This is a genomic window from Streptomyces sp. NPDC060064 (assembly GCF_042736455.1).
Classification (GTDB): Bacteria; Actinomycetota; Actinomycetes; order Streptomycetales; family Streptomycetaceae; genus Streptomyces.
The window spans coordinates 1-19327 of the sequence record NZ_JBHWWF010000054.1 but is presented as its reverse complement, the minus strand read 5'-3'; the positions used below and the strand labels follow the sequence as shown (position 1 = coordinate 19327).

Below are 19327 nucleotides of genomic sequence, written 5' to 3'. Positions count from 1 at the left end.
ACGCCTGAGAACGCCTGAGCCCGCAGTGGCGCGACGCAAGGCGCGGTTCCCTTCCCTGTCTCAGGAACTGGACCGCGCCTTGCGCGTTGTGGGCCGTATGGCAGGATGCTCTTCAAGGTCATGAGTGACAGCGATTTAGGCCCCGGCTCGCTGTCCGGCAACCCTCCGTCCGTGGCGGGGTGCCCCGGGTGAAGACCAGGCCGTAGGCAGAGAGGTCTACGGCAAGCGCGGACCCCTGCACACCCTGGGGTCCTGGTCCTCAAGGGAGCAGTCTCGTGAGCAAGCGAATGCGATAGGGCTGATCAGCCCCTTCTTCAGCAGACCCTCACAGCACGCGATCGCCGTGACATGCGAGGGCAATCCCCGTACACAGAGCCTTCACCTGGCTGCCGTGCGGGTTCGTCGAAGCCATTCCGCCTTGTCCTGCCGGGAGATACCGCCATGTCCGCACGCCCGAACACCGTTGAGACCGCCACCGCTGCTTCTTCCGAGTCCGCCGACCCCGTCTGCGCCGCGCCGCTTCCGGTCCTCGGCCGCGATGTGACCGTTCCGCTCGTCACCGGCGGCGAGGTCACGTACGCGGCCCTCGACTACGCGGCGAGCGCCCCGGCCCTGCAGCGGGTGTGGGACGACGTGGCCGCCTACGCCCCGTACTACGGCAGTGTGCACCGCGGCGCCGGGTACCTCTCGCAGCTCTCCACCGACCTCTTCGAGAACAGCCGCGCGACGGTCGCGGAGTTCCTCGACTGCCGCGCCGGCGACCAGGTCGTCTTCACCCGCTCCACCACCGACTCGCTGAACCTGCTGGCCGCCGCGCTCCCCGCCGACTGCCAGGTCTTCGTCTTCGAGACCGAGCACCACGCCTCGCTGCTGCCGTGGCGCGACGCCCGGGTGACCTACCTGAACGCGCCGCGTACGCCGGCCGAGGCCGTCGGGACGCTGGAGCGCGCGCTCGCCGACCGCACCGCATCTGCCGGCGAGGAGTACGGGCCCGCCCTGGTCTGTGTGACCGGAGCGTCGAATGTCACCGGTGAACTGTGGCCGGTCAAGGAGCTGGCGGCCGCTGCCCATGCCCATGGCGCGCGGATTGTGCTCGACGCCGCCCAGCTCGCGCCCCACCACCCGGTCTCCGTACAGGAGTTGGACGTCGACTGGGTCGCCTTCTCCGGGCACAAGCTGTACGCGCCGTTCGGCTCGGGTGTGCTCGCGGGCCGCGCGGACTGGCTGCAGGACGCGGAGCCGTACCTCGCGGGCGGCGGTGCGTCCCGCAAGGTCGCCCGGCGTACGGACGGCGGCGTGGACGTCGACTGGCACACCACGGCCGCCCGGCACGAGGCCGGTTCGCCGAACGTCATCGGCGTGTACTCCATCGCCTCCGCCTGCAAGGCGCTCACCGAGGCCGGCTTCGACAGCCTCGTCGCCCGTGAGCAGCAGCTGGTCGCCACGGTCCGTAGGGGTCTGGCGGAGGTGGAGCAGGTCAAGGTGCTCTCGCTCTTCGGGGACGACGCGCCGCGCGTCGGCGTCATCTCCTTCGTCGTCGAGGGCTGGAACAGCTCGCACTTCGCGGCCGCGCTCTCGGCGGAGTACGGCATCGGGGTACGGGACGGACTCTTCTGCGCCCACCCGCTGGTGCGGACCCTGCTGGGCAGCGACCCGCAGGACCCGGGCGAGTGCGGCGCTCCGGAGGCCGAGCCGGGCGAGCGTTCGCTCAACGCGATCCGGGTCAGCTTCGGCGCCGGTACGCCGGACGAGCATGTGGAGCGTTTCGTACGGGCGGTGAAGGAACTCGTCAGCGACGGTGCGCAGTGGAACTACCGCACGGAGGACGGCCGCTGCGTCCCGGCCGTCTGAGCCCGGCCGTCCGTGCCGCGCGTCTGAGCCCGGCTTGTCCGAGCCGGGCGTCTGAGCCCGGCTGTCCGAGCCCGAACGGACGACGAAGCCCCGGACCGGCCGGTCCGGGGCTTCGTCGTGTCGCAGGCGTTACGCGTCGAGGCCGATCGCGAAGGCCGCCTCGAGGTCGTGCTGCGAGTACGTACGGAAGGCGACATGTGTGTCGGTCCCCTCGACGCCCGGGATCCTGCTGATCCGGCCGGGGATGACATCCGCGAGATCGTCGTGCTTGGCCACCCGCACCATGGCGATGAGGTCGTACGTACCGGTGACGGAGAAGACTTCGCTGACGCTGTCCAGCGCGGCGATCGACTCGGCGATCTCGGGGATCCGGTCCACGCTGGTCTTGATGAGCACGATCGCGGTGATCACGGTTGGCTTTCTCCCTCGGTGGCCGCTGCTTGGGCCTTCACTCTAGTCCCATGCCGGAAACGTCCCCAGGCGTAGAGAAAGCCCGTCCCGAACCCCACCAGATGTGCGAGATAGGCGACGCCCGGGCCGCTGCCCGCGCTCCGCGCCGCCAGCCATTGGAGGACGAACCAGAAGATCAGCACGATCCAGGCGGGGAAGCGCAGCGGAAGGAAGAAGAGGAACGGGAAGAGACTGGTGACCCGGGCCTTCGGGAAGAGGTAGAGGAAGGCGCCGAGCACGCCCGAGATCGCCCCGGAGGCTCCCACCAGGGTCTGCTCGGAGCCGGCGTTGGCCGCCGCGTAGGCGAGCAGCGCCAGATAGCCGCAGCCCAGATAGAAGAGAGCGAACTCCAGCTGCCCCATCCGTTCCTCGGCCATCGCCCCGAATACGTACAGGAAGAGCATGTTGCCCAGCAGGTGCAGCCAACTGCCGTGGACGAAGAGGGCGGTGAGGGGTGTGATCAGCGCCCGGGAGGTGGAGCTGCTCATCAGGTCGACGGGGATCACGCCCCAGCGCTCGAAGTATGTGCTCTGCGCGGAGAGCAGTGCGTCACCGGTGCCGTACACCGGATCGAGGCCCGAGACGGGGCTGAGGACGAACACCGCGCAGCAGACGGCGATCGCGCCGTACGTCATCGCAGGTCCCGAGGCCGCGCCCCGGACCGCACCCCACCAACCGATCATGGACAGAGCATGACGTAGTGGGGCTGAACGGTACAGAGTGCCTCGCCGCGTCAACGGGGACCCGCGAGGCCGTAGGGTTACAGGCAGTACATCCGCGGTTCGACGGCGCACAGCGGCACCCGCACCCGCACCACGAAAAAGGACGGCACGATGACGACGGTTCCCCCGGCGACGGCCGAGACCCGCTGGCGCTGCACGCTCTGCGGCAACCTCACCCGCTTCGATGTCACCCGTTCCTCGAAGGTCGTCGAATACGTCCATCTGGACCTGGCTGGAGAGCCGACGGTCGAGGAGCGCGAGGTGGTCAGTGAGACCATCGAGTCGGTGCGCTGCCGGTGGTGCAATGCGGTGGACCAGATCGAGCTGGTGGACAGGCCGGGCGCTGCTTCCTGACGGAGCGGCCCGAACGGGTAGTGGGGTGACGGATTGTGGAGCAGCCTGCAAGCGGCGATGAGCCGGCCGGTGCGGCCGGTGACGCCGCCGAGGCGCTCGACCGCCCGCTGCCGGAAGGCGTACGGCGCAGGGTCATGGCGCTGGTCTCGGACGCCTTCGGGGGCCTGACCGTCGCCGAACTTCCGGCCCAGTTGAGACAGTACGCCCGTTTCACCCCGACCCGGCGTGCCAAGTACGCCGGTAATGCGATGGCCGCAGCGCTGGAGAGCGACCCGGTCTTCCGGCAGCGCATCGGCGAGCGGCTCAGCCAGGCCCAGCCCGAACTGTCCCGGGCGCTGGAGTCCGGGTCGCCGCCCGCGGCCGCCGATCCTGTCGATGTGGCGGCCGCCGCCTATGTCCTGCGGCCCACCGGATGGGTGAAACTCGTCGCCGCCGCGGGCGAGGAGGCTCAGCGGGCGGACGCCGAGCGCGCCGACGAGGCGGGCAGACGCGAACTGGAGCGGCTGCGCGAGGAGCTCGCCGAGGCGCGCAGTCAGATCAAGAGCGAGACCGAGCGGCTGCGTACGGAGCTGGAGACGGCCCGCAAGGAAGCCGAGGCACTGCGCCGCAAGCTGCGCAGTGCCCAGAGCGATGTGAAACGCGGTGAGGCCGCGCTGCGCCGCAGGGACGCCGAGACCGAGACGATCAGGTCGGAGGCCGCCGCCCAGGTGTCGTCGGCCGAGAGCGAGGGCCGGCGGCTGAAGGCGCGTCTCGCCGAGGCCGACGCGACCGTGGAGGCCGGCCGCCGGGCCGCGCGCGAGGGCCGCTCGATCGAGGACATGCGGCTGCGGCTGCTGCTGGACACAGTGCTCGACGCGGCCCAGGGGCTGCGCCGCGAGCTGGCCCTGCCGCCCGCCGGAATCCATCCCGCGGACACGGTCGACGCGGTCGAGCCGGGCCGGATGTCACCCAAGGACATCGCGGCCCGTGCGCTTTCCGAGACCGATCCCGCCCTGCTCGAGCAGCTGCTCGCGCTGCCGCAGGCGCATCTGGTGGTGGACGGCTACAACGTCACCAAGACCGGCTATCCGACGATGCCGTTGGAGAAGCAGCGGCTGCGGCTGCTCGGCGGGCTCTCGATGCTCGCGGCGCAGACCGGTGCCGAGATCACCTGTGTCTTCGACGGTGCGGAGCTGGCGGCGCCGGTGCTGCTGGCGCCGCCGCGCGGAGTGCGGGTGCTGTTCTCGAAGGCGGGCGTGACCGCGGACGAGCTGATCCGTCAGCTGGTACGGGCGGAGCCGCCGGGCCGGCCCGTGGTGGTGGTCTCCACCGACCGCGAAGTCGCCGACGGTGTGGCGAAGGCCGGCGCCAGGCCGGTTGCGTCCGCCTTGTTGCTGAAGCGGCTTTCGCGCGTCTAGTAACTGCCGCGCCAAATGCCCGAATTAGCTATTTCTCTGACGGACGTAGTGTCAAGTGGCCGCTACTACGCGTGTGATGTATGTAAAGAATGTGCTCGGGGAAGCAGATTTTTCTCATGAGGATTTGAACTGATCACAAGAAGGTCACTAGGGTCGGGCCTCGAACCTTCGCGCGGTTGATTGCCCATCCGGGGCGACAGCGAAGGAACCGCCGAGTTCGTACAGTTCATCCCTTTTTCCCCCAGGGAAATGAAGTGCGGACGCCGGGGATTCAAACCCCCCACAGCCCGGTAGGCGGCTCGAGGAAGAAGGAGCTCGCCTTCGTGGCGTCCCACCGTCGACCCAAGCAGCCGAGCCGCACCCGTGTGACCGTGCTCACCGCGACCGCCGCCGCGGCCGTAGCCCTGACCTCCCAGGCCGCCCAGGCCGACCCGAAGCCGAGCAAGAGCGAGGTCAAGGAGAAGGTCGACAAGCTCTACGAAGAGGCGGAGAAGGCCACCGAGAACTACAACGGGGCCAAGGAGCAGCAGGCGAAGCTCGACAAGGAGATCGACGCGCTGCAGGACAAGGTCGCCCGCGGTCAGGACGAGCTCAACACCCTGCGCGACGGCCTCGGTTCGGTGGCCAGCGCCCAGTACCGCTCCGGTGGCATCGACCCCGCCGTGCAGCTCTTCCTCTCCGCCGACCCGGACAGCTACCTGGACAAGGCCTCCGCGCTGGACCAGCTGGGCGCCAAGCAGACCGAGGCGCTCGCCGAGATCCAGGCGAAGCAGCGGACCCTTGCGCAGCAGCGCAAGGAGGCCCAGGACAAGCTCGGCGACCTGGCCGACACCCGCAAGCAGCTCGGCGAGAAGAAGAAGGAAGTCCAGACCAAGCTCGCCGCCGCGCAGAAGCTCCTCAACTCGCTCACCGCGCAGGAGCGCGCCGCGCTCTCGGCCGACGAGTCCCGCGCCAACCGCGACAACTCGCGCGCGGACCTCGGCAATGCGGTCCCGGCCTCGCAGCGGGCGTCCGCCGCGTTCTCCGCCGCCCAGAGCAAGATCGGTTCGCCGTACGTCTACGGCGCCTCCGGCCCCAGCTCCTTCGACTGCTCCGGGCTGACCTCCTGGGCGTACGCGCAGGCCGGTGTCTCCATACCGCGCACCTCCCAGTCGCAGGCCAACGCCGGCACCCGCATCTACTCGCAGGGTGCGCTCCAGCAGGGCGACCTGGTCATCTTCTACGGCGACATGCACCACGTCGGCTTCTACGCGGGCAACGGCCAGGTGCTGCACGCCCCCAAGCCCGGCGCGAGCGTGCGCTACGAGTCGATCGGCAACATGCCGTTCCAGTTCGGCGTACGCATCTGACGCCCCCCTGATCCGTCGCTGACCCGCCTTCACATCCGCCCAAACGGGCGAATTGGGTCAACTCACGCTGACGTTGCGCCCCGCCGATGACCTGTGGTCTCCGGCGGGGCGTCACTTTATGTGCCCGGCTGGGCCTTTTGGCCGCTCCGTGTTCGCCCGGTTACTCTCTGCCGCGCAACATCCTCGTTACAGCGGAAGGGAGCGCGGCCCGTGGCGTCCCATCGCCGACCCTCACAGTCCGGCCTCACTCAGAGCGCTCGGGTCACTGTCCTGTCCGCCGCGGCGGCAACGGCCGCGGCGGCCCTCGGCGCCGCACCGGCGAGCGCCGACCCGCACGACGCCACCGAAGCCGGCCGGACCAAGGTCGACCGGCTGTACGAGGAGGCCGAGCAGGCCACCGAGCACTTCAACAAGGCCGGTGAGCGGATGGCGCGGCTGCGTGAGCAGGTGGCGCAGGCGCAGGACAGCGTGGCCCGCGGCCAGGAGCGCATCAACCGGATGCGGGGAGCGCTCGGTTCGGTGGCGGGCGCGCAGTACCGCTCGGGCGGTATCGACCCCGCGCTCGCGTTACTGCTCTCCGCGGACCCGGAGACCTACCTCGACAAGGCCCAGACCTTGGATCGCATCAGCGAGCGCCAGACGACCGCCCTGCACGATCTCCAGCGGGCGCAGCGCAAACTCGGCCAGGAGCGCGCGGAGGTCACCCGCGACCTCACCGAGCTGGAGCGCAGCCGGACCGCCGCCGCCCACCACAAACGCACCGTCGAGCGCAAGCTCACCGAGGCACAGCGGCTGCTGAACTCCCTGACGTCCGCGGAACGCGCGGCCTTCGACCGGATCTCCCGTTCGGGCCGCGGCTCCATGCCCGAACTCTCCGGCCTCGCGCCCGCTTCGGCACGGGCGGCCGCGGCCGTGAGGGCGGCCCGCAGCGCCGTCGGACGGCCCTATGTGTGGGGCGCCAACGGGCCGTCCGGTTTCGACTGTTCGGGGCTGATGCAGTGGTCGTACGCCCAGGCGGGAGTAGGGCTGCCGCGCACCTCGCAGGCGCAGCGGTACGCCGGCCGACAGGTCTCCGTGGAGGAGGCGCTCCCCGGTGACCTGGTGGCATACCGCAGCGATGCCAGCCATATCGCGATGTATATGGGCAACGGGCAGGTGGTGCATGCCCCGTACCCGGGCGCGCCGGTGCGCTACGACCCGGTCGCCATGATGCCGATCTCTTCGGTGACGCGCGTCTGACCGCTCCGCGTTCCGTACGATCGGCAGGGTGGCAGGTCAGGGGCGCACGAGGCGTCGGGTTCGGATAATGCGGCGTACGGCGGGGCTGGGCCTCGCCGCGGCGCTGCTGGCGTCCGGCTGCGCGGCCCCCGAGGCGTCCGACACCACCGTGCGGGCCATCCGGCGGACACTGGACGGACGCGCGGCCGCCGTCCTCGCCCACGACCGGGCCGCCTATCTGGACGCTTTCGCGCCCGATGCCACGCAGCTGCGGACGACAGCGAGCCGGGAGTTCCAGAACCTCGCGGACGTACCGCTGCGCTCCTGGGAGTACCGGCTGGGGCAGGTGCGGCGGCAGGGCTCGCGAGCCGTCGCCGAAGCCCAACTGCGCTACCGGATAGACGGCTACGACACCGCTCCCGTCACCGCTTCCCGTCGGCTGGAGCTGGCCGAACGCGACGGCCACTGGTACGTGACGGCCGACCGCGCGGCCAAGGGCGCCGCCCAGCAGCTCTGGCAGCAGGGCGACGTCCAGGTCGTACGGGGCAGGCACAGCATCGTCCTCGCCGTCGGCCAGAAAGCTGAACGGCTGCGCGCGCTCGCGGCGACGGCCGACCGCGCCGTGCCCGCCGTCTCCGACGCCTGGCCGTCGAAGTGGACGGGCCACCTGGTCGTGCTCGTCCCCGCCTCGCTGGATGCCATGGGCGCGCTGCTGGGCTCACCGGCCGCCGGATACCGCGGGATGGCCGCGGTCACCACCGGCGAGACCCGAGGGGCCGCGGCGGCGCCCGCGGACCGGGTGATCGTCAACCCGGACGCCGACGGAGTGCTCGGCGACTTCGGCCAGGGCGTCGTGCTCACCCACGAGACCACGCATGTGGCCACCCGCGCGCATACCTCGGCGGCCACGCCGATGTGGCTCTCGGAGGGCTTCGCGGACTGGGTCGCGTACCGGGGCACGGGTCGTACGACGGGCCAGACCGCCCCCGAACTCCAGCGCGCGGTCCAGCGCGGCGAGGTACCCGCCGCGCTGCCGGACGACGCGGACTTCGCCTTCGGCGGCGACGCGGACGGGCTGGCGCAGGCGTACGAGGGCGGCTGGCTGGCCTGCGAGCTGATTGCCGCGCGGTGGGGCGAGGAGCGGCTGACCGCCTTCTACCGGGCCGTCGGGGACGGGAAGGACCGGGCGGGTGCGGTGGAGAAGGCGATGAACGACGTGCTCGGCACGACGCCTGCGGACTTCACGGTGCGGTGGCGGGAGTATCTGCGCGAGCGGCTGGAAGGCTGATCGGCGCTCGGGCTGTGCGGCGGCCCGGCCCGCTCACCGTCTGGCTCCACAGCCGTCGGCAGGCGGTCAGCGCCGCGGCGACCAGCAGTCCGTTGCGTACGGCGAGCAGCAGCACGCCCAGCGGGTCGCTCGCCACCACATGCGAGAACCAGACCGGGAACTCCAGCAGTGTCATCCCCGTGGCAGCCAGCACCAGCCAGGCGGGCAGCGCCATCCGGCTCGCCCGGAAGGCGAGGCAGGCGGCGGCCGCACCGACCAGCCAGATCAGGTACTGGGGGCTGATCACCCGACTCGTGGTGGTGAACAGCAGCACCGCGGCGAAGGCCGCGTCGCACGGCGTGCTCGGCCCGAACTCCTTCGCCCGCAGCCGCCACAGCACCAGCCAGCCGAGGGCGAGGAGGCTGAGGGCGAGCGCAAGGGTGGAGACGAGAGGGACGTACGCGCCGACGAACTCCACCGAGCCGTAATGGAGCAGCGCGTCGCCCTGCCAGCCGAAGTGGCGCGCCACATGGAAGGCCAGCGCGCCCAGCGACTCGATCTCCGTGCCCCGGTCGCGCTGGAAGGCGAGAAACGCCAGTGCGCCCGGCAGTGCCGCGAAGAGCAGCAGCGTCAGCCCGGCCGCCGTGCCCGCCGCGGTGGTCCAGGAGCGGCGTGTGGCCCGGCCGCGCGGGGTGCCCGTGAGGAGCAGCAGCGGCCACAACTTCAGCAGCGCCCCGAAGCCCGCAAGCGCGCCCAGCGTCCGCGGATGACGCGCGCCGGCGAGCAGCGCGGCGACCGCGACGGCCGTGACCATCAGGTCGTAGCGGGCGTACGCGGTGGGGCCGAGCAGCGGCACGCCCCAGGTCCACACCCACAGGCCACGCCGCGATTTGCCGGGCCGCCCGGCCGCGTACAGCAGCAGGCCGAAGACGAGCGCGTCACTGAGCAGGGCGAGGACGAAGAAGGCGGAGGCGTAGCCGAGGAAGGGCAGCACGGCGGGGGAGAGGATCGCGAGCGCGGCTGCGGGCGGGTACTGCCAGGTGACGTCGGCCAGCGGAAATGTGCCGGTCTTCAGCACCTCGTACCAGCCCTGGTAGATCACCGAGACATCGCTGGTGACATCGGGGCCGGGCAGTACGACGACCTTGAAGACGCAGAGCAGCAGCGCGGCCCGGCTGAGGATCCACACCGCGACGGAGAGGTGTGTGCCGCCCTTGCTGCCGCCTACGCCCGCCATGAGCACCTCGTCCCTTTCGTCCCGGATAAGGGGTGCCCATGATGCCGGGCAGGGCCGTGCGGGAGCGATCAGGCAGGGCCGTTCGGTACTGTCGGCGACGATGCACAAGACCTTGATCGTGACCAACGACTTTCCGCCCAGGCCCGGCGGCATCCAGGCGTTCCTGCACAACATGGCGCTGCGTCTGGACCCCGACCAGCTCGTTGTCTACGCCTCCACCTGGAAGCGCGGCCGCGAGGGCATCGAGGCGACCGCCGCGTTCGACGCCGAGCAGCCCTTCACCGTCGTACGGGACCGCACGACGATGCTGCTGCCGACCCCGCGGGTCACCCGAAGGGCGACCCGGCTGCTGCGCGAGCACGGCTGTGAATCCGTGTGGTTCGGGGCGGCGGCCCCGCTCGGGCTGATGGCGCCCGCCCTGCGCAGGGCGGGCGCGGGCCGGCTGGTGGCCACCACCCACGGCCATGAGGCCGGCTGGGCGCAGCTGCCCGCGTCCCGCCGGCTGCTGCGCCGGATCGGCGAGGGCACGGACACGATCACCTATCTCGGTGAGTACACCCGCTCCCGCATAGCCGCCGCGCTGACGCCCGGGGCCGCCGGCCGGATGACCCAACTGCCGCCCGGTGTCGACGAGAAGACCTTCCACCCCGGCTCGGGCGGGGACGTGGTCCGCGAGCGGCTCGGACTCGCCGACCGGCCGGTGGTCGTCTGTGTGTCCCGGCTGGTGCCGCGCAAGGGCCAGGACACGCTGATCCTTGCGATGCCCGCGATCCTGGCGAAGGTGCCTGACGCGGTGTTGCTGATCGTCGGCGGCGGTCCGTACGAGAAGGATCTGCGGAAGCTGGCGAGCGAGACCGGGGTCGCGAAGTCCGTACGCTTCACCGGCTCCGTCCCCTGGGAGGAGCTGCCCGCCCACTACGGCGCGGGTGACGTCTTCGCCATGCCCTGCCGTACCCGCAGGGGCGGTCTCGACGTCGAGGGCCTCGGCATCGTGTATCTGGAGGCATCGGCGACCGGGCTGCCGGTCGTCGCGGGCGACTCGGGCGGCGCCCCCGACGCCGTACTCGACGGAGAGACGGGCTGGGTGGTCCGCGGTGGCTCCGCCGAGGAGTCGGCCGAGCGGATCGTGGCGTTGCTCGAGGACCCCGACCTGCGCCGGCGGATGGGCGAGCGCGGCCGCGAGTGGGTCGAGGAGAAGTGGCGCTGGGACCTGCTCGCGGAGAGGCTCAAGACGCTGCTCTGACGCTCTGTGGGGGCTCTCTGGCGGCTCCCTGGCCGCTCTCCGGGGCTCCCCGACGGTTCCTGTTGGCCAGGTGGCTCCGACCGCGCGGCTGTGACGGCAGCCCGGCGACCCGTCGGCCGGGCGCGTCACGGCATACGTCCGCCGGTCCGCCCCGCCGGCCGTGGCCGAGGCGTGCGGCCCTCGCGGCCGAAGACGCACTCTTGACGGTCTTTCAGATTTAGGTCTGCGCGACATATGGGCGGAGTCGGATATTCCGCTCATGATGCGCCCATGACATCACATCTGACGCGCCGTCAACTGCTGGGCATCGCAGCCCTGCAGGCCGCGGCCGCGTTCGGCTTCACCCGCATTGGTCTCTCCTCGGCAGCCGCCGTGGAGCCTTCCGCCGCCGACTACGCCCCCGCCGTCGTGATCGGCTCCGGCTACGGCGCGGCCGTCGCCGCCCTCCGCCTCGGCGAGGCGGGCGTCCGCACGGTCGTCCTGGAGATGGGCCGTCTCTGGGACACCCCGGGCCCGGACGGAAAGATCTTCTGCACCACCGGAGCGCCCGACCAGCGCTCCATGTGGTTCCGCACCCGCACCGAGGCGCCGCTGGCCACGTTTCTCTGGCTGGACGTCGTCAACAAGAACATCAGCCGCTACCCCGGCGTACTCGACCGCGTCCGCCACGCCGAGATGTCGGTCTTCGTCGGCCGCGGCGTCGGCGGCGGATCGCTGGTCAACGGCGGAATGGCGGTGACCCCGCTGCGCTCGTACTTCTCCGAGGTCCTGCCACAGGTCGACGCCGCGGAGATGTACGACACCTACTTCCCGCGGGCCCGCGGGATGCTCGGCGTCAACACGGTGGACCCGGCCTGGTTCGAGTCCACCGAGTGGTACCGCTTCTCGCGGATCTCCCGCAAGCACGCCCAGAACGCCGGACTGAAGACCGTCTTCGTCCCGAACGTCTACGACTTCGGCTACATGCAGCGCGAAGCCGCGGGCCAGGCCACCAGGTCGGCGCTCGCCGGCGAGGTCATCTACGGCAACAACCACGGCAAGCGTAGCGTCGACAAGACCTACCTCGCGGCCGCACTCGGCACCGGCAACGTCACCATCCAGACCATGAACCGGGCCAGAGCGATCCGGAGAGAGCCCGACGGCAGCTACGTCCTGACCGTCGATGTGACGGACAACGCGGGCCGGGTCGTCGAGACCAGAGAACTCGGCTGCAAACAGCTCTTCCTCGGGGCCGGCAGCCTCGGCACCACCGAACTCCTGCTGCGCGCCCGGGAGACCGGCACACTGCCCGCCCTCAGTACCGAGGTCGGCAGAGGCTGGGGCCACAACGGCAATGTGATGACCGGCCGCGCCAACCACATCTGGGACACCGTCGGAGCGAACCAGGCGACCATGCCCACCATGGGCATCGACGACTGGGCCAACCCCACGAACCCCGTCTTCGCCGAGATCGCGCCGCTGCCGATGGGATTCGAGCACTGGATCAGCCTCTATCTGGCGATCACCAAGAACCCCGAGCGCGGCACCTTCTCGTACGACGCCGCCACCGACTCGGCGAAACTGAACTGGACCCGGTCCCAGAACCAGCCCTCCGTCAACGCGGCCAAATCGCTCTTCGACCGCATCAACAAGGCCAACGTGACCATCTACCGGTACGACCTGTTCGGTGGCAACAAGACATTCGCCGACGACTTCACGTACCACCCGCTCGGCGGCTGTGTACTGGGCCGGGCCACCGACAACTACGGCCGCGCCAAAGGATATTCGGGGCTCTACGTCACCGACGGCGCCCTGGTCCCCGGCTCGATCGGGGTCAATCCGTTCGTCACGATCACCGCACTCGCCGAACGGAACATGACCCGGATCCTCGCCGAGGACCCCAGGGGCTGAACAGGGAACAGGGCCTGCACAGAGGCTGACCGACCGAGGCGCTCAGCCCCGGTAGATCGCCTCGATCTCGTCGGCGAAGTCCTTCGCCACCACATTGCGCTTCAGCTTCAGCGACGGCGTGATGTGCCCCGCCTCTTCAGTGAACTGGGAGGAGAGAATGCGGAATTTCCGCACCGATTCCGCCTTGGACACGGCCGCATTGCCGTCGTCCACCGCCCGCTGGACCTCCGCCAGCAGATCCGCGTCGTCGCGCAGCTCGACCGCCGTCGAACCGGCGGGCTTGCCGTTGTCCGCGGCCCACCGCCCGAGGAACTCCTCGTCGATGGTGACCAGCGCACCCACGAACGGGCGTCCGTCGCCCACCACCATGCACTCCGCGATCAGCGCATGCGCGCGGATGCGGTCCTCGATCACCGCGGGAGCGACGTTCTTGCCGCCCGCGGTGACGATGATCTCCTTCTTGCGGCCCGTGATCGCGAGGTAGCCGTCCTCGTCCAGGGTGCCGATGTCGCCCGTGTGGAACCAGCCGTCGGCCAGCGCGTCCGCGGTCGCGGCCTCGTTGTTCCAGTAGCCCTGGAAGAGATGCTCGCCGTGCAGCAGCACCTCGCCGTCGTCCGCTATCCGCACCACTGAGCCCGGCAGCGGCTGACCGACCGTGCCGATCTTCTGCCGGTCCCACGGGTTGAACGCGGTCGCCGCGCACGACTCGGTGAGGCCGTAGCCCTCGAGCACCGTGAAGCCGATACCGCGGAAGAAGTGGCCGAGCCGCTCGCCCAGCGGGGCCCCGCCGGAGACCGCGTACTCACCGCGCCCGCCCAGCACCGCACGGAGCTTGCTGTAGACGAGCCTGTCGAAGACCTTGTGCTTGATCTTGAGACCCACCGAGGCGCCCTCGGGTGTGCCGAGCGCCTTGCTGTAGGCGATCGCCGTGTCCGTGGCCTTGTCGAAGATCTTGCCCTTGCCGTCCGCCTGGGCCTTCGCCCGCGCCGAGTTGTAGACCTTCTCGAAGACGCGCGGCACACCGAGGATCAGCGTCGGCCGGAAGGAGGCGAGCTCATCGGTGAGGTTCTTGATGTCCGGTACGCAGCCCAGCTTGATGGGCGCCATCACGGCGGCGAGCTCGACCATGCGGCCGAAGACATGCGCGGCCGGGAGGAAGAGCAGCACCGAGCTGTCGCCGGTACGGAACAGGGGCTTGAGGCGCTCGACCAGGTTGCCGATCTCCGCGAAGAAGCTGCGGTGAGTGAGCACACAGCCCTTGGGGCGGCCGGTGGTGCCCGAGGTGTAGACGATGGTCGCCGGGTCGTCCGCCTTGGCGGCGGCGCTGCGCGCGTTGACCGTCTCGTCGCTGACATCGGCGCCGGCCGCGACCAGTTCGTCGACCGCGCCCTTCTCGATCTGCCAGACATTCCGCAGACCGGGCAGCCGGTCCCGTACGGACTCCACGGCGGCGGTGTGCGTGTCGCTCTCGACGATCACCGCGACCGCGCCCGAGTCGCCGAGGATCCACTGGACCTGTTCGGCGGAGCTGGTCTCGTACACCGGGACGGTGACGGCGCCCGCGCTCCAGATCGCGAAGTCGAGCTGCACCCACTCGTACCGGGTGCGGGACATCAGGCCCACCCGGTCACCGGGCTGGACACCCGCGGCGATCAGGCCCTTGGCTGCGGCCCGCACCTCCGCGAGGAACTGCTTGGCACTGACGTCCGTCCAGACGCCCGCCACTTTGCGGCCCATGACGGCAACATCGGGATGCTGAGTGGCATTGCGGCGGATGAGATCCGTCAGATTGCCGTCCGCAGGGACCTCGTACAGGGCCGGAAGGCTGAACTCGCGCAAGACTGCTGCTCCTCATCGGGCGCCGGCGCCACGGCTCTGTGTGATGCACCGGCAGCGGTCCAAGATCGGGCAGGTGCTCATGTGGGGTGAGCACGACTGGACTGCCCGGACGTTACCCACCAGTACTCGTTTCCGGATAGGGGGTTCAGGCCAGATGTTCGCTGCGTCACACGCTTATGGCAGTACTTCGCGCAGAGTAGTCCACACTCGAGAGGACTCGGTAGAACGGCTGGTCCGCCCCGCCCTACCCAGGCGCAACAGGGCGTCCTAGGGTGATCGTCATGCGAGGCATGCGAGTCAATGTGGTCAGTGACGTGCACGGCAACGCCAAGGATCTCGCCATGGCGGGCGACGGCGCCGACGCACTCATCTGTCTCGGTGACCTGGTGCTCTTCCTCGACTACGCAGACCACTCGCGCGGCATCTTCCCCGACCTCTTCGGCGTCGACAACGCCCACTTGATCGTGGAACTGCGCACGGCCCGCCGCTTCGACGAGGCCCGTGAGCTGGGACGCAGGCTCTGGTCCGAGCTCGAGATGGACCGGGAGAGCGCCATCGAGTCGGCCGTACGACGCCAGTACGCCGAGATGTTCGCGGCCTTCCCCACCCCGACGTACGCCACCTACGGCAATGTCGACATACCGTCTCTCTGGCCGGAGTACGCACGCCCCGGCACCACCGTCCTGGACGGCGAGCGCATCGAGATCGGCGGCCGCGTCTTCGGCTTCGTCGGCGGCGGACTGCGCACCGAGATGCGCACCCCGTACGAGATCTCCGACGAGGAGTACGCGGCCAAGATCGAGGCGCTCGGAGAGGTCGATGTGCTCTGCTCGCACATCCCGCCCGAGGTCCCCGAGTTGACCTACGACACCGTCGCGCGCCGCTTCGAGCGCGGCAGCCACGCACTGCTGGACGCGATCCGTCGCACCCGGCCCGCGTACGCGCTCTTCGGCCATGTCCACCAGCCGCTCGCCCGCCGGATGCGCATCGGCGCGACGGAGTGCGTCAACGTCGGACATTTCGCGTCGACCGGGCGACCTTGGGCCCTGGAATGGTGAGACCGGGCCGTGGAGTGGTGGCCGGTCAGGTCGCGATAGCCTGCACACCACACCACCCCCGGTCCGTACCGCACTGTGAGGAGCCGCAGCGATGGCGGAACACACCAGCTCGAGCATCACGATCGATGCGGCGCCGGCCGACGTGATGGGCGTGATCTCCGACTTCGCCCGCTACCCGGAGTGGACCGGCGAGGTGAAGGAGGCCGAGGTGCTCGCCACCGACGCCAAGGGCCGCGCCGAGCAGGTCCGGCTGGTCCTCGACGCCGGCGCGATCAAGGACGACCACACCCTCGCGTACACCTGGAACGGTGAGAACGAGGTCAGCTGGACGCTGGTGAAGTCCCAGATGCTGCGCACCATCGACGGCTCGTACACCCTCGCCGCGGTCGGCGGCGGTGACCGCACCGAGGTCACCTACCAGCTGACCGTCGACGTCAAGATCCCCATGCTCGGCATGATCAAGCGCAAGGCCGAGAAGGTCATCATCGACCGCGCCCTGGCCGGCCTGAAGAAGCGCGTCGAGAGCGGGCCCGCCGCCTGATGCGCAAGGTCCTCGTCACCGGCCTCGGCGGCGCGGGCCGTACCACCGTCGCCGCTGCCACCGCGCTCGCCGCGGCGCGGCGCGGCAAGCGCGCCCTGTTCCTCTCCGCCGAGCCCGGCGAGGTTCTCGGCATGCCCGTCACCGGCCACCTCGGCGAACCGGCCGAGGTCACGGAGGGGCTGTGGGCCGCGCGCATCGACTCCGGCGCCGACTTCCGCGCCGAGTTGCTCACCCTCCAGGAGCGCAGCACCGCCGCGCTCGATCTGCTGGGCGCGGCGCGGCTGGAGGACGAGGAGCTGACCGAGCTCCCGGGCAGCGACCAGTTCGCACTGCTGCGTGCGCTGAAGACCGCCACCGACGGCGACTGGGACGTGGTCGTCGTCGACATGCCGCCGCTGCGCGAGACCATCGCGCTGCTCGCCCTGCCGGAACAGCTGCGCCGCTATCTGCGCCGGCTGCTGCCGGCCGAACGGCAGGTCGCCCGCGCGCTGCGCCCGATGCTTGCCCAGCTCGCCGGCGTACCGATGCCCGCGCAGTGGCTCTACGAGACGGCCGGGCGCTGGGACACCGAACTGGCCGCTGTCCAGACAGTGATCGAATCCTGCAACGCCACCCTGCGGGTCGTCGCCGAGCCCGGACCCACGGCCGCCGACGCCCTGCACACGGCCCGCGCCGGTCTCGCGCTGCACGGACTGCGGATCGACACCGTCGTACCGAACCGGATCCTGCCACTGGACTCGGCCGACACCTGGCTCGCCACCCTCTCCGCACAGCAGGGCAAGCATCTGCGCCAGTGGTACGAGGAGTGGGTGCCCGAGGCCTCGCTGTGCGAGGTACGGCACCTCGGCCGCGACCCGCGCGGCCTCGACGACCTCACGCTCCTCGACACACAGTCGTCCTGCACCACCTTCGAGGAGGCAGGCACCGGCAGCGGCCTCCTCCAGGGCGACGGACTCGCCGTCGCACTCGACGGGGACTCCGAACGGCGCTACGACGACCCCTGGCGGGTCGAGTACCCGGGGACGCCGGACGACCAGGACGACCCGCGCTACGTATGGTCGCTCCGCGTGCCCGGCGCCGTGAAGGAGGACGTCTCGCTGGTGCGCCGCGGCGACGAACTGCTGGTCACTGTCGGCCCGTTCCGCAGGATCGTTCCGCTGCACTCCGTGCTCCGACGCTGCACCGTCTCGGGCGCCGGCTTCGCGGACGAGGTGCTGAAGGTCCGCTTCACTCCGGACCCCGAGCTGTGGCCGCGGACACGCTGAACGCGCCGCCTCCATTCGGGTAACGTCGAGAGTACGAACCCTCCGTTCCGCCCGCCCTTCCGCAGGAGTACGCCATGAGCGATGCCACTGAGCGTCCCGCCGTCGACGACGACGCCTGGGCCAAGGCGTGCGCCGAGGATCTTGAGGCGGAGAAGGCCCGCCGCCGCGCGCAGCACGGCCCGCCGCCCGGCTCCGCGGGCGAGGAACTGCGCAAACTGCTCGACGCCGTCGCCGACAAGGTCTCCTCGTTCCAGACGTCGCTGCCCGGCATGGCCGCGCAGAACGCCGTACAGCAGCTGGTCAGCCAGGCGAAGGCCGCCGTCGAGCCGGTCATGGAGCGCAACCCGGAGATCTTCGACCACCTCGCGGCGGCGGGCGGCGAGCTGCTTGCCGCCTATCGATCCGCAGTCGAGGGGCACGAGCGACGCTGGACCCAGGGGCCGAAGCCTTCCGGAGACGCCAAGGACCCGCGGGACGAGGGCCCGGGGCCGAGCGAGCACATCGACCTGGACTGATCAGGACTGTGCCCGCCCTCGGGTACGGTTGGCCTTAGCGGGGCTCGACCGAAAACTGAGGGACACATGGGACTCACCATCGGCGTCGATATCGGCGGTACGAAGATCGCAGCGGGCGTCGTCGACGAAGCGGGCACCATTCTCGAGACGCACACGGTGCCCACGCCGTCCACCCCACAAGGCATCGTCGACGCGATCTCCTCTGCCGTCGCAGGGGCCGGCAAGGGGCACGACATCGAGGCCGTCGGCATCGGCGCCGCCGGATACGTGGACGACAAGCGCGCCACCGTCCTGTTCGCGCCGAACATCGACTGGCGCCACGAACCGCTGAAGGACGAGATCGAGCAGCGCGTCGGGCTGCCGGTGGTCGTGGAGAACGACGCCAACGCGGCCGCCTGGGGCGAGTACCGCTTCGGCGCCGGCCAGGGCCACGAAGACGTCATCTGCATCACGCTCGGCACCGGCCTCGGCGGAGGCATCATCATCGGCAACAAGCTGCGCCGCGGGCATTTCGGCGTGGCCGCGGAGTTCGGCCACATCCGGGTGGTCCCGGACGGTCTGCTGTGCGGCTGCGGCAGCCAGGGCTGCTGGGAGCAGTACGCCTCGGGGCGCGCTCTTGTCCGCTACGCCAGGCAGCGCGCCAACGCCACTCCGGAGAACGCCGTGGTCCTCCTCGGGCTCGGCGACGGCACGGTCGAAGGCATCGAGGGCAAGCACGTCAGCGCGGCCGCCCGGCAGGGCGACCCGGTCGCAATCGACTCCTTCCGCGAACTGGCGCGCTGGGCGGGCGCGGGCCTGGCCGATCTGGCCTCGCTCTTCGACCCGTCGGCGTTCATCGTGGGCGGCGGCGTCTCGGACGAGGGCGAGCTGGTCCTCGACCCGATCCGCAAGTCCTTCCGCCGCTGGCTGATCGGCGGCAAGTGGCGCCCGCACGCTCAGGTGCTTGCGGCCCAACTGGGCGGCAAGGCGGGCCTGGTGGGCGCGGCGGACCTGGCGCGTCAGGGCTAGTTGTCCTCAACCGCCGAGATTTCTGTCCTCAATCGCCGGGCGGGCCGAAAGTAGGCCCCCCCCGCGCATGGGGTGTGTGGGCGGGGGCGAAGCCCCCGAAAAGGCCCGCGCCGGCGGTGCTGT

At 70.5% G+C, this 19327-nt stretch carries 17 protein-coding genes and 1 riboswitch; of the genes, 13 read left to right on the top strand and 4 right to left on the bottom strand.

Annotated features, from left to right (window positions below; genetic code table 11):
• The first annotated feature begins 116 nt into the window (after positions 1–116).
• A riboswitch (SAM riboswitch) is annotated at positions 117–234 on the top strand.
• A gap of 207 nt (positions 235–441) precedes the next feature.
• Entirely contained in the window at positions 442–1851 is a 1410-nt protein-coding gene (locus ACFWDI_RS37465) for an aminotransferase class V-fold PLP-dependent enzyme (RefSeq protein ID WP_385311165.1), read from the top strand.
• 129 nt (positions 1852–1980) lie between these two features.
• Here the strand turns inward: ACFWDI_RS37465 and ACFWDI_RS37460 are convergent, their stop codons facing one another.
• Positions 1981–2262, bottom strand: a complete 282-nt coding sequence (locus tag ACFWDI_RS37460; RefSeq protein ID WP_327323081.1) for an Lrp/AsnC ligand binding domain-containing protein — start codon at positions 2260–2262, stop codon at positions 1981–1983.
• Positions 2259–2984: a rhomboid family intramembrane serine protease gene (locus ACFWDI_RS37455; RefSeq protein ID WP_385311163.1), complete on the bottom strand. Its 726-nt coding sequence runs from the start codon at positions 2982–2984 to the stop codon at positions 2259–2261. Before ACFWDI_RS37455 ends, ACFWDI_RS37460 begins: the two co-directional genes overlap by 4 nt.
• Before the next feature lie 150 nt (positions 2985–3134).
• Between ACFWDI_RS37455 and ACFWDI_RS37450 the strand changes: the two genes are divergently transcribed.
• From ACFWDI_RS37450 to ACFWDI_RS37430, 5 genes are all read left to right on the top strand, one after another.
• Positions 3135–3377 carry a hypothetical protein gene (locus ACFWDI_RS37450; RefSeq protein ID WP_327323079.1) on the top strand — a complete coding sequence of 81 codons (243 nt, stop codon included), beginning with the start codon at positions 3135–3137 and terminating at the stop codon, positions 3375–3377.
• A 35-nt stretch (positions 3378–3412) separates the two neighbouring features.
• Positions 3413–4774: an NYN domain-containing protein gene (locus tag ACFWDI_RS37445; RefSeq protein WP_385311161.1), complete on the top strand. Its 1362-nt coding sequence runs from the start codon at positions 3413–3415 to the stop codon at positions 4772–4774.
• A gap of 323 nt (positions 4775–5097) precedes the next feature.
• Positions 5098–6123 (top strand): NlpC/P60 family protein, encoded by a 1026-nt coding sequence (locus ACFWDI_RS37440; protein WP_385311160.1) that lies wholly within the window; start codon positions 5098–5100, stop codon positions 6121–6123.
• A gap of 210 nt (positions 6124–6333) precedes the next feature.
• Positions 6334–7362 carry an NlpC/P60 family protein gene (locus ACFWDI_RS37435; protein WP_385311158.1) on the top strand — a complete coding sequence of 343 codons (1029 nt, stop codon included), beginning with the start codon at positions 6334–6336 and terminating at the stop codon, positions 7360–7362.
• A 67-nt stretch (positions 7363–7429) separates the two neighbouring features.
• A complete protein-coding gene (locus ACFWDI_RS37430) occupies positions 7430–8629 on the top strand; it encodes a hypothetical protein (protein ID WP_385311156.1) in 1200 nt (399 codons plus the stop codon).
• Here ACFWDI_RS37430 and ACFWDI_RS37425 read toward each other — a convergent pair.
• Positions 8583–9845: a glycosyltransferase 87 family protein gene (locus ACFWDI_RS37425; protein WP_385311155.1), complete on the bottom strand. Its 1263-nt coding sequence runs from the start codon at positions 9843–9845 to the stop codon at positions 8583–8585. The two genes, ACFWDI_RS37430 and ACFWDI_RS37425, sit on opposite strands and share 47 nt — an antisense overlap.
• A gap of 100 nt (positions 9846–9945) precedes the next feature.
• On the opposite strand from ACFWDI_RS37425, the gene ACFWDI_RS37420 reads away from it, so the two are divergent.
• Together ACFWDI_RS37420 and ACFWDI_RS37415 are read left to right on the top strand one after the other, a co-directional pair.
• Entirely contained in the window at positions 9946–11088 is a 1143-nt protein-coding gene (locus ACFWDI_RS37420; protein ID WP_385311153.1) for a glycosyltransferase family 4 protein, read from the top strand.
• Positions 11089–11358: 270 nt separating this feature from the next.
• Positions 11359–12978 carry a GMC oxidoreductase gene (locus ACFWDI_RS37415; protein ID WP_385311151.1) on the top strand — a complete coding sequence of 540 codons (1620 nt, stop codon included), beginning with the start codon at positions 11359–11361 and terminating at the stop codon, positions 12976–12978.
• 42 nt (positions 12979–13020) lie between these two features.
• Here the strand turns inward: ACFWDI_RS37415 and ACFWDI_RS37410 are convergent, their stop codons facing one another.
• Entirely contained in the window at positions 13021–14817 is a 1797-nt protein-coding gene (locus ACFWDI_RS37410; protein ID WP_385311150.1) for an AMP-dependent synthetase/ligase, read from the bottom strand.
• 290 nt (positions 14818–15107) lie between these two features.
• On the opposite strand from ACFWDI_RS37410, the gene ACFWDI_RS37405 reads away from it, so the two are divergent.
• The 5 genes from ACFWDI_RS37405 (at position 15108) to ACFWDI_RS37385 (ending at position 19204) form a co-directional block, all read left to right on the top strand.
• Positions 15108–15875 carry a metallophosphoesterase gene (locus ACFWDI_RS37405; protein WP_327328282.1) on the top strand — a complete coding sequence of 256 codons (768 nt, stop codon included), beginning with the start codon at positions 15108–15110 and terminating at the stop codon, positions 15873–15875.
• 91 nt (positions 15876–15966) lie between these two features.
• Positions 15967–16416 carry an SRPBCC family protein gene (locus tag ACFWDI_RS37400; protein WP_327323069.1) on the top strand — a complete coding sequence of 150 codons (450 nt, stop codon included), beginning with the start codon at positions 15967–15969 and terminating at the stop codon, positions 16414–16416.
• Positions 16416–17681, top strand: a complete 1266-nt coding sequence (locus tag ACFWDI_RS37395; protein WP_385311149.1) for an ArsA family ATPase — start codon at positions 16416–16418, stop codon at positions 17679–17681. Before ACFWDI_RS37400 ends, ACFWDI_RS37395 begins: the two co-directional genes overlap by 1 nt.
• A gap of 74 nt (positions 17682–17755) precedes the next feature.
• Positions 17756–18196, top strand: a complete 441-nt coding sequence (locus ACFWDI_RS37390) for a DUF5304 domain-containing protein (protein WP_362675481.1) — start codon at positions 17756–17758, stop codon at positions 18194–18196.
• A 66-nt stretch (positions 18197–18262) separates the two neighbouring features.
• Entirely contained in the window at positions 18263–19204 is a 942-nt protein-coding gene (locus tag ACFWDI_RS37385) for an ROK family glucokinase (RefSeq protein WP_385311146.1), read from the top strand.
• Positions 19205–19327 lie beyond the last annotated feature (123 nt).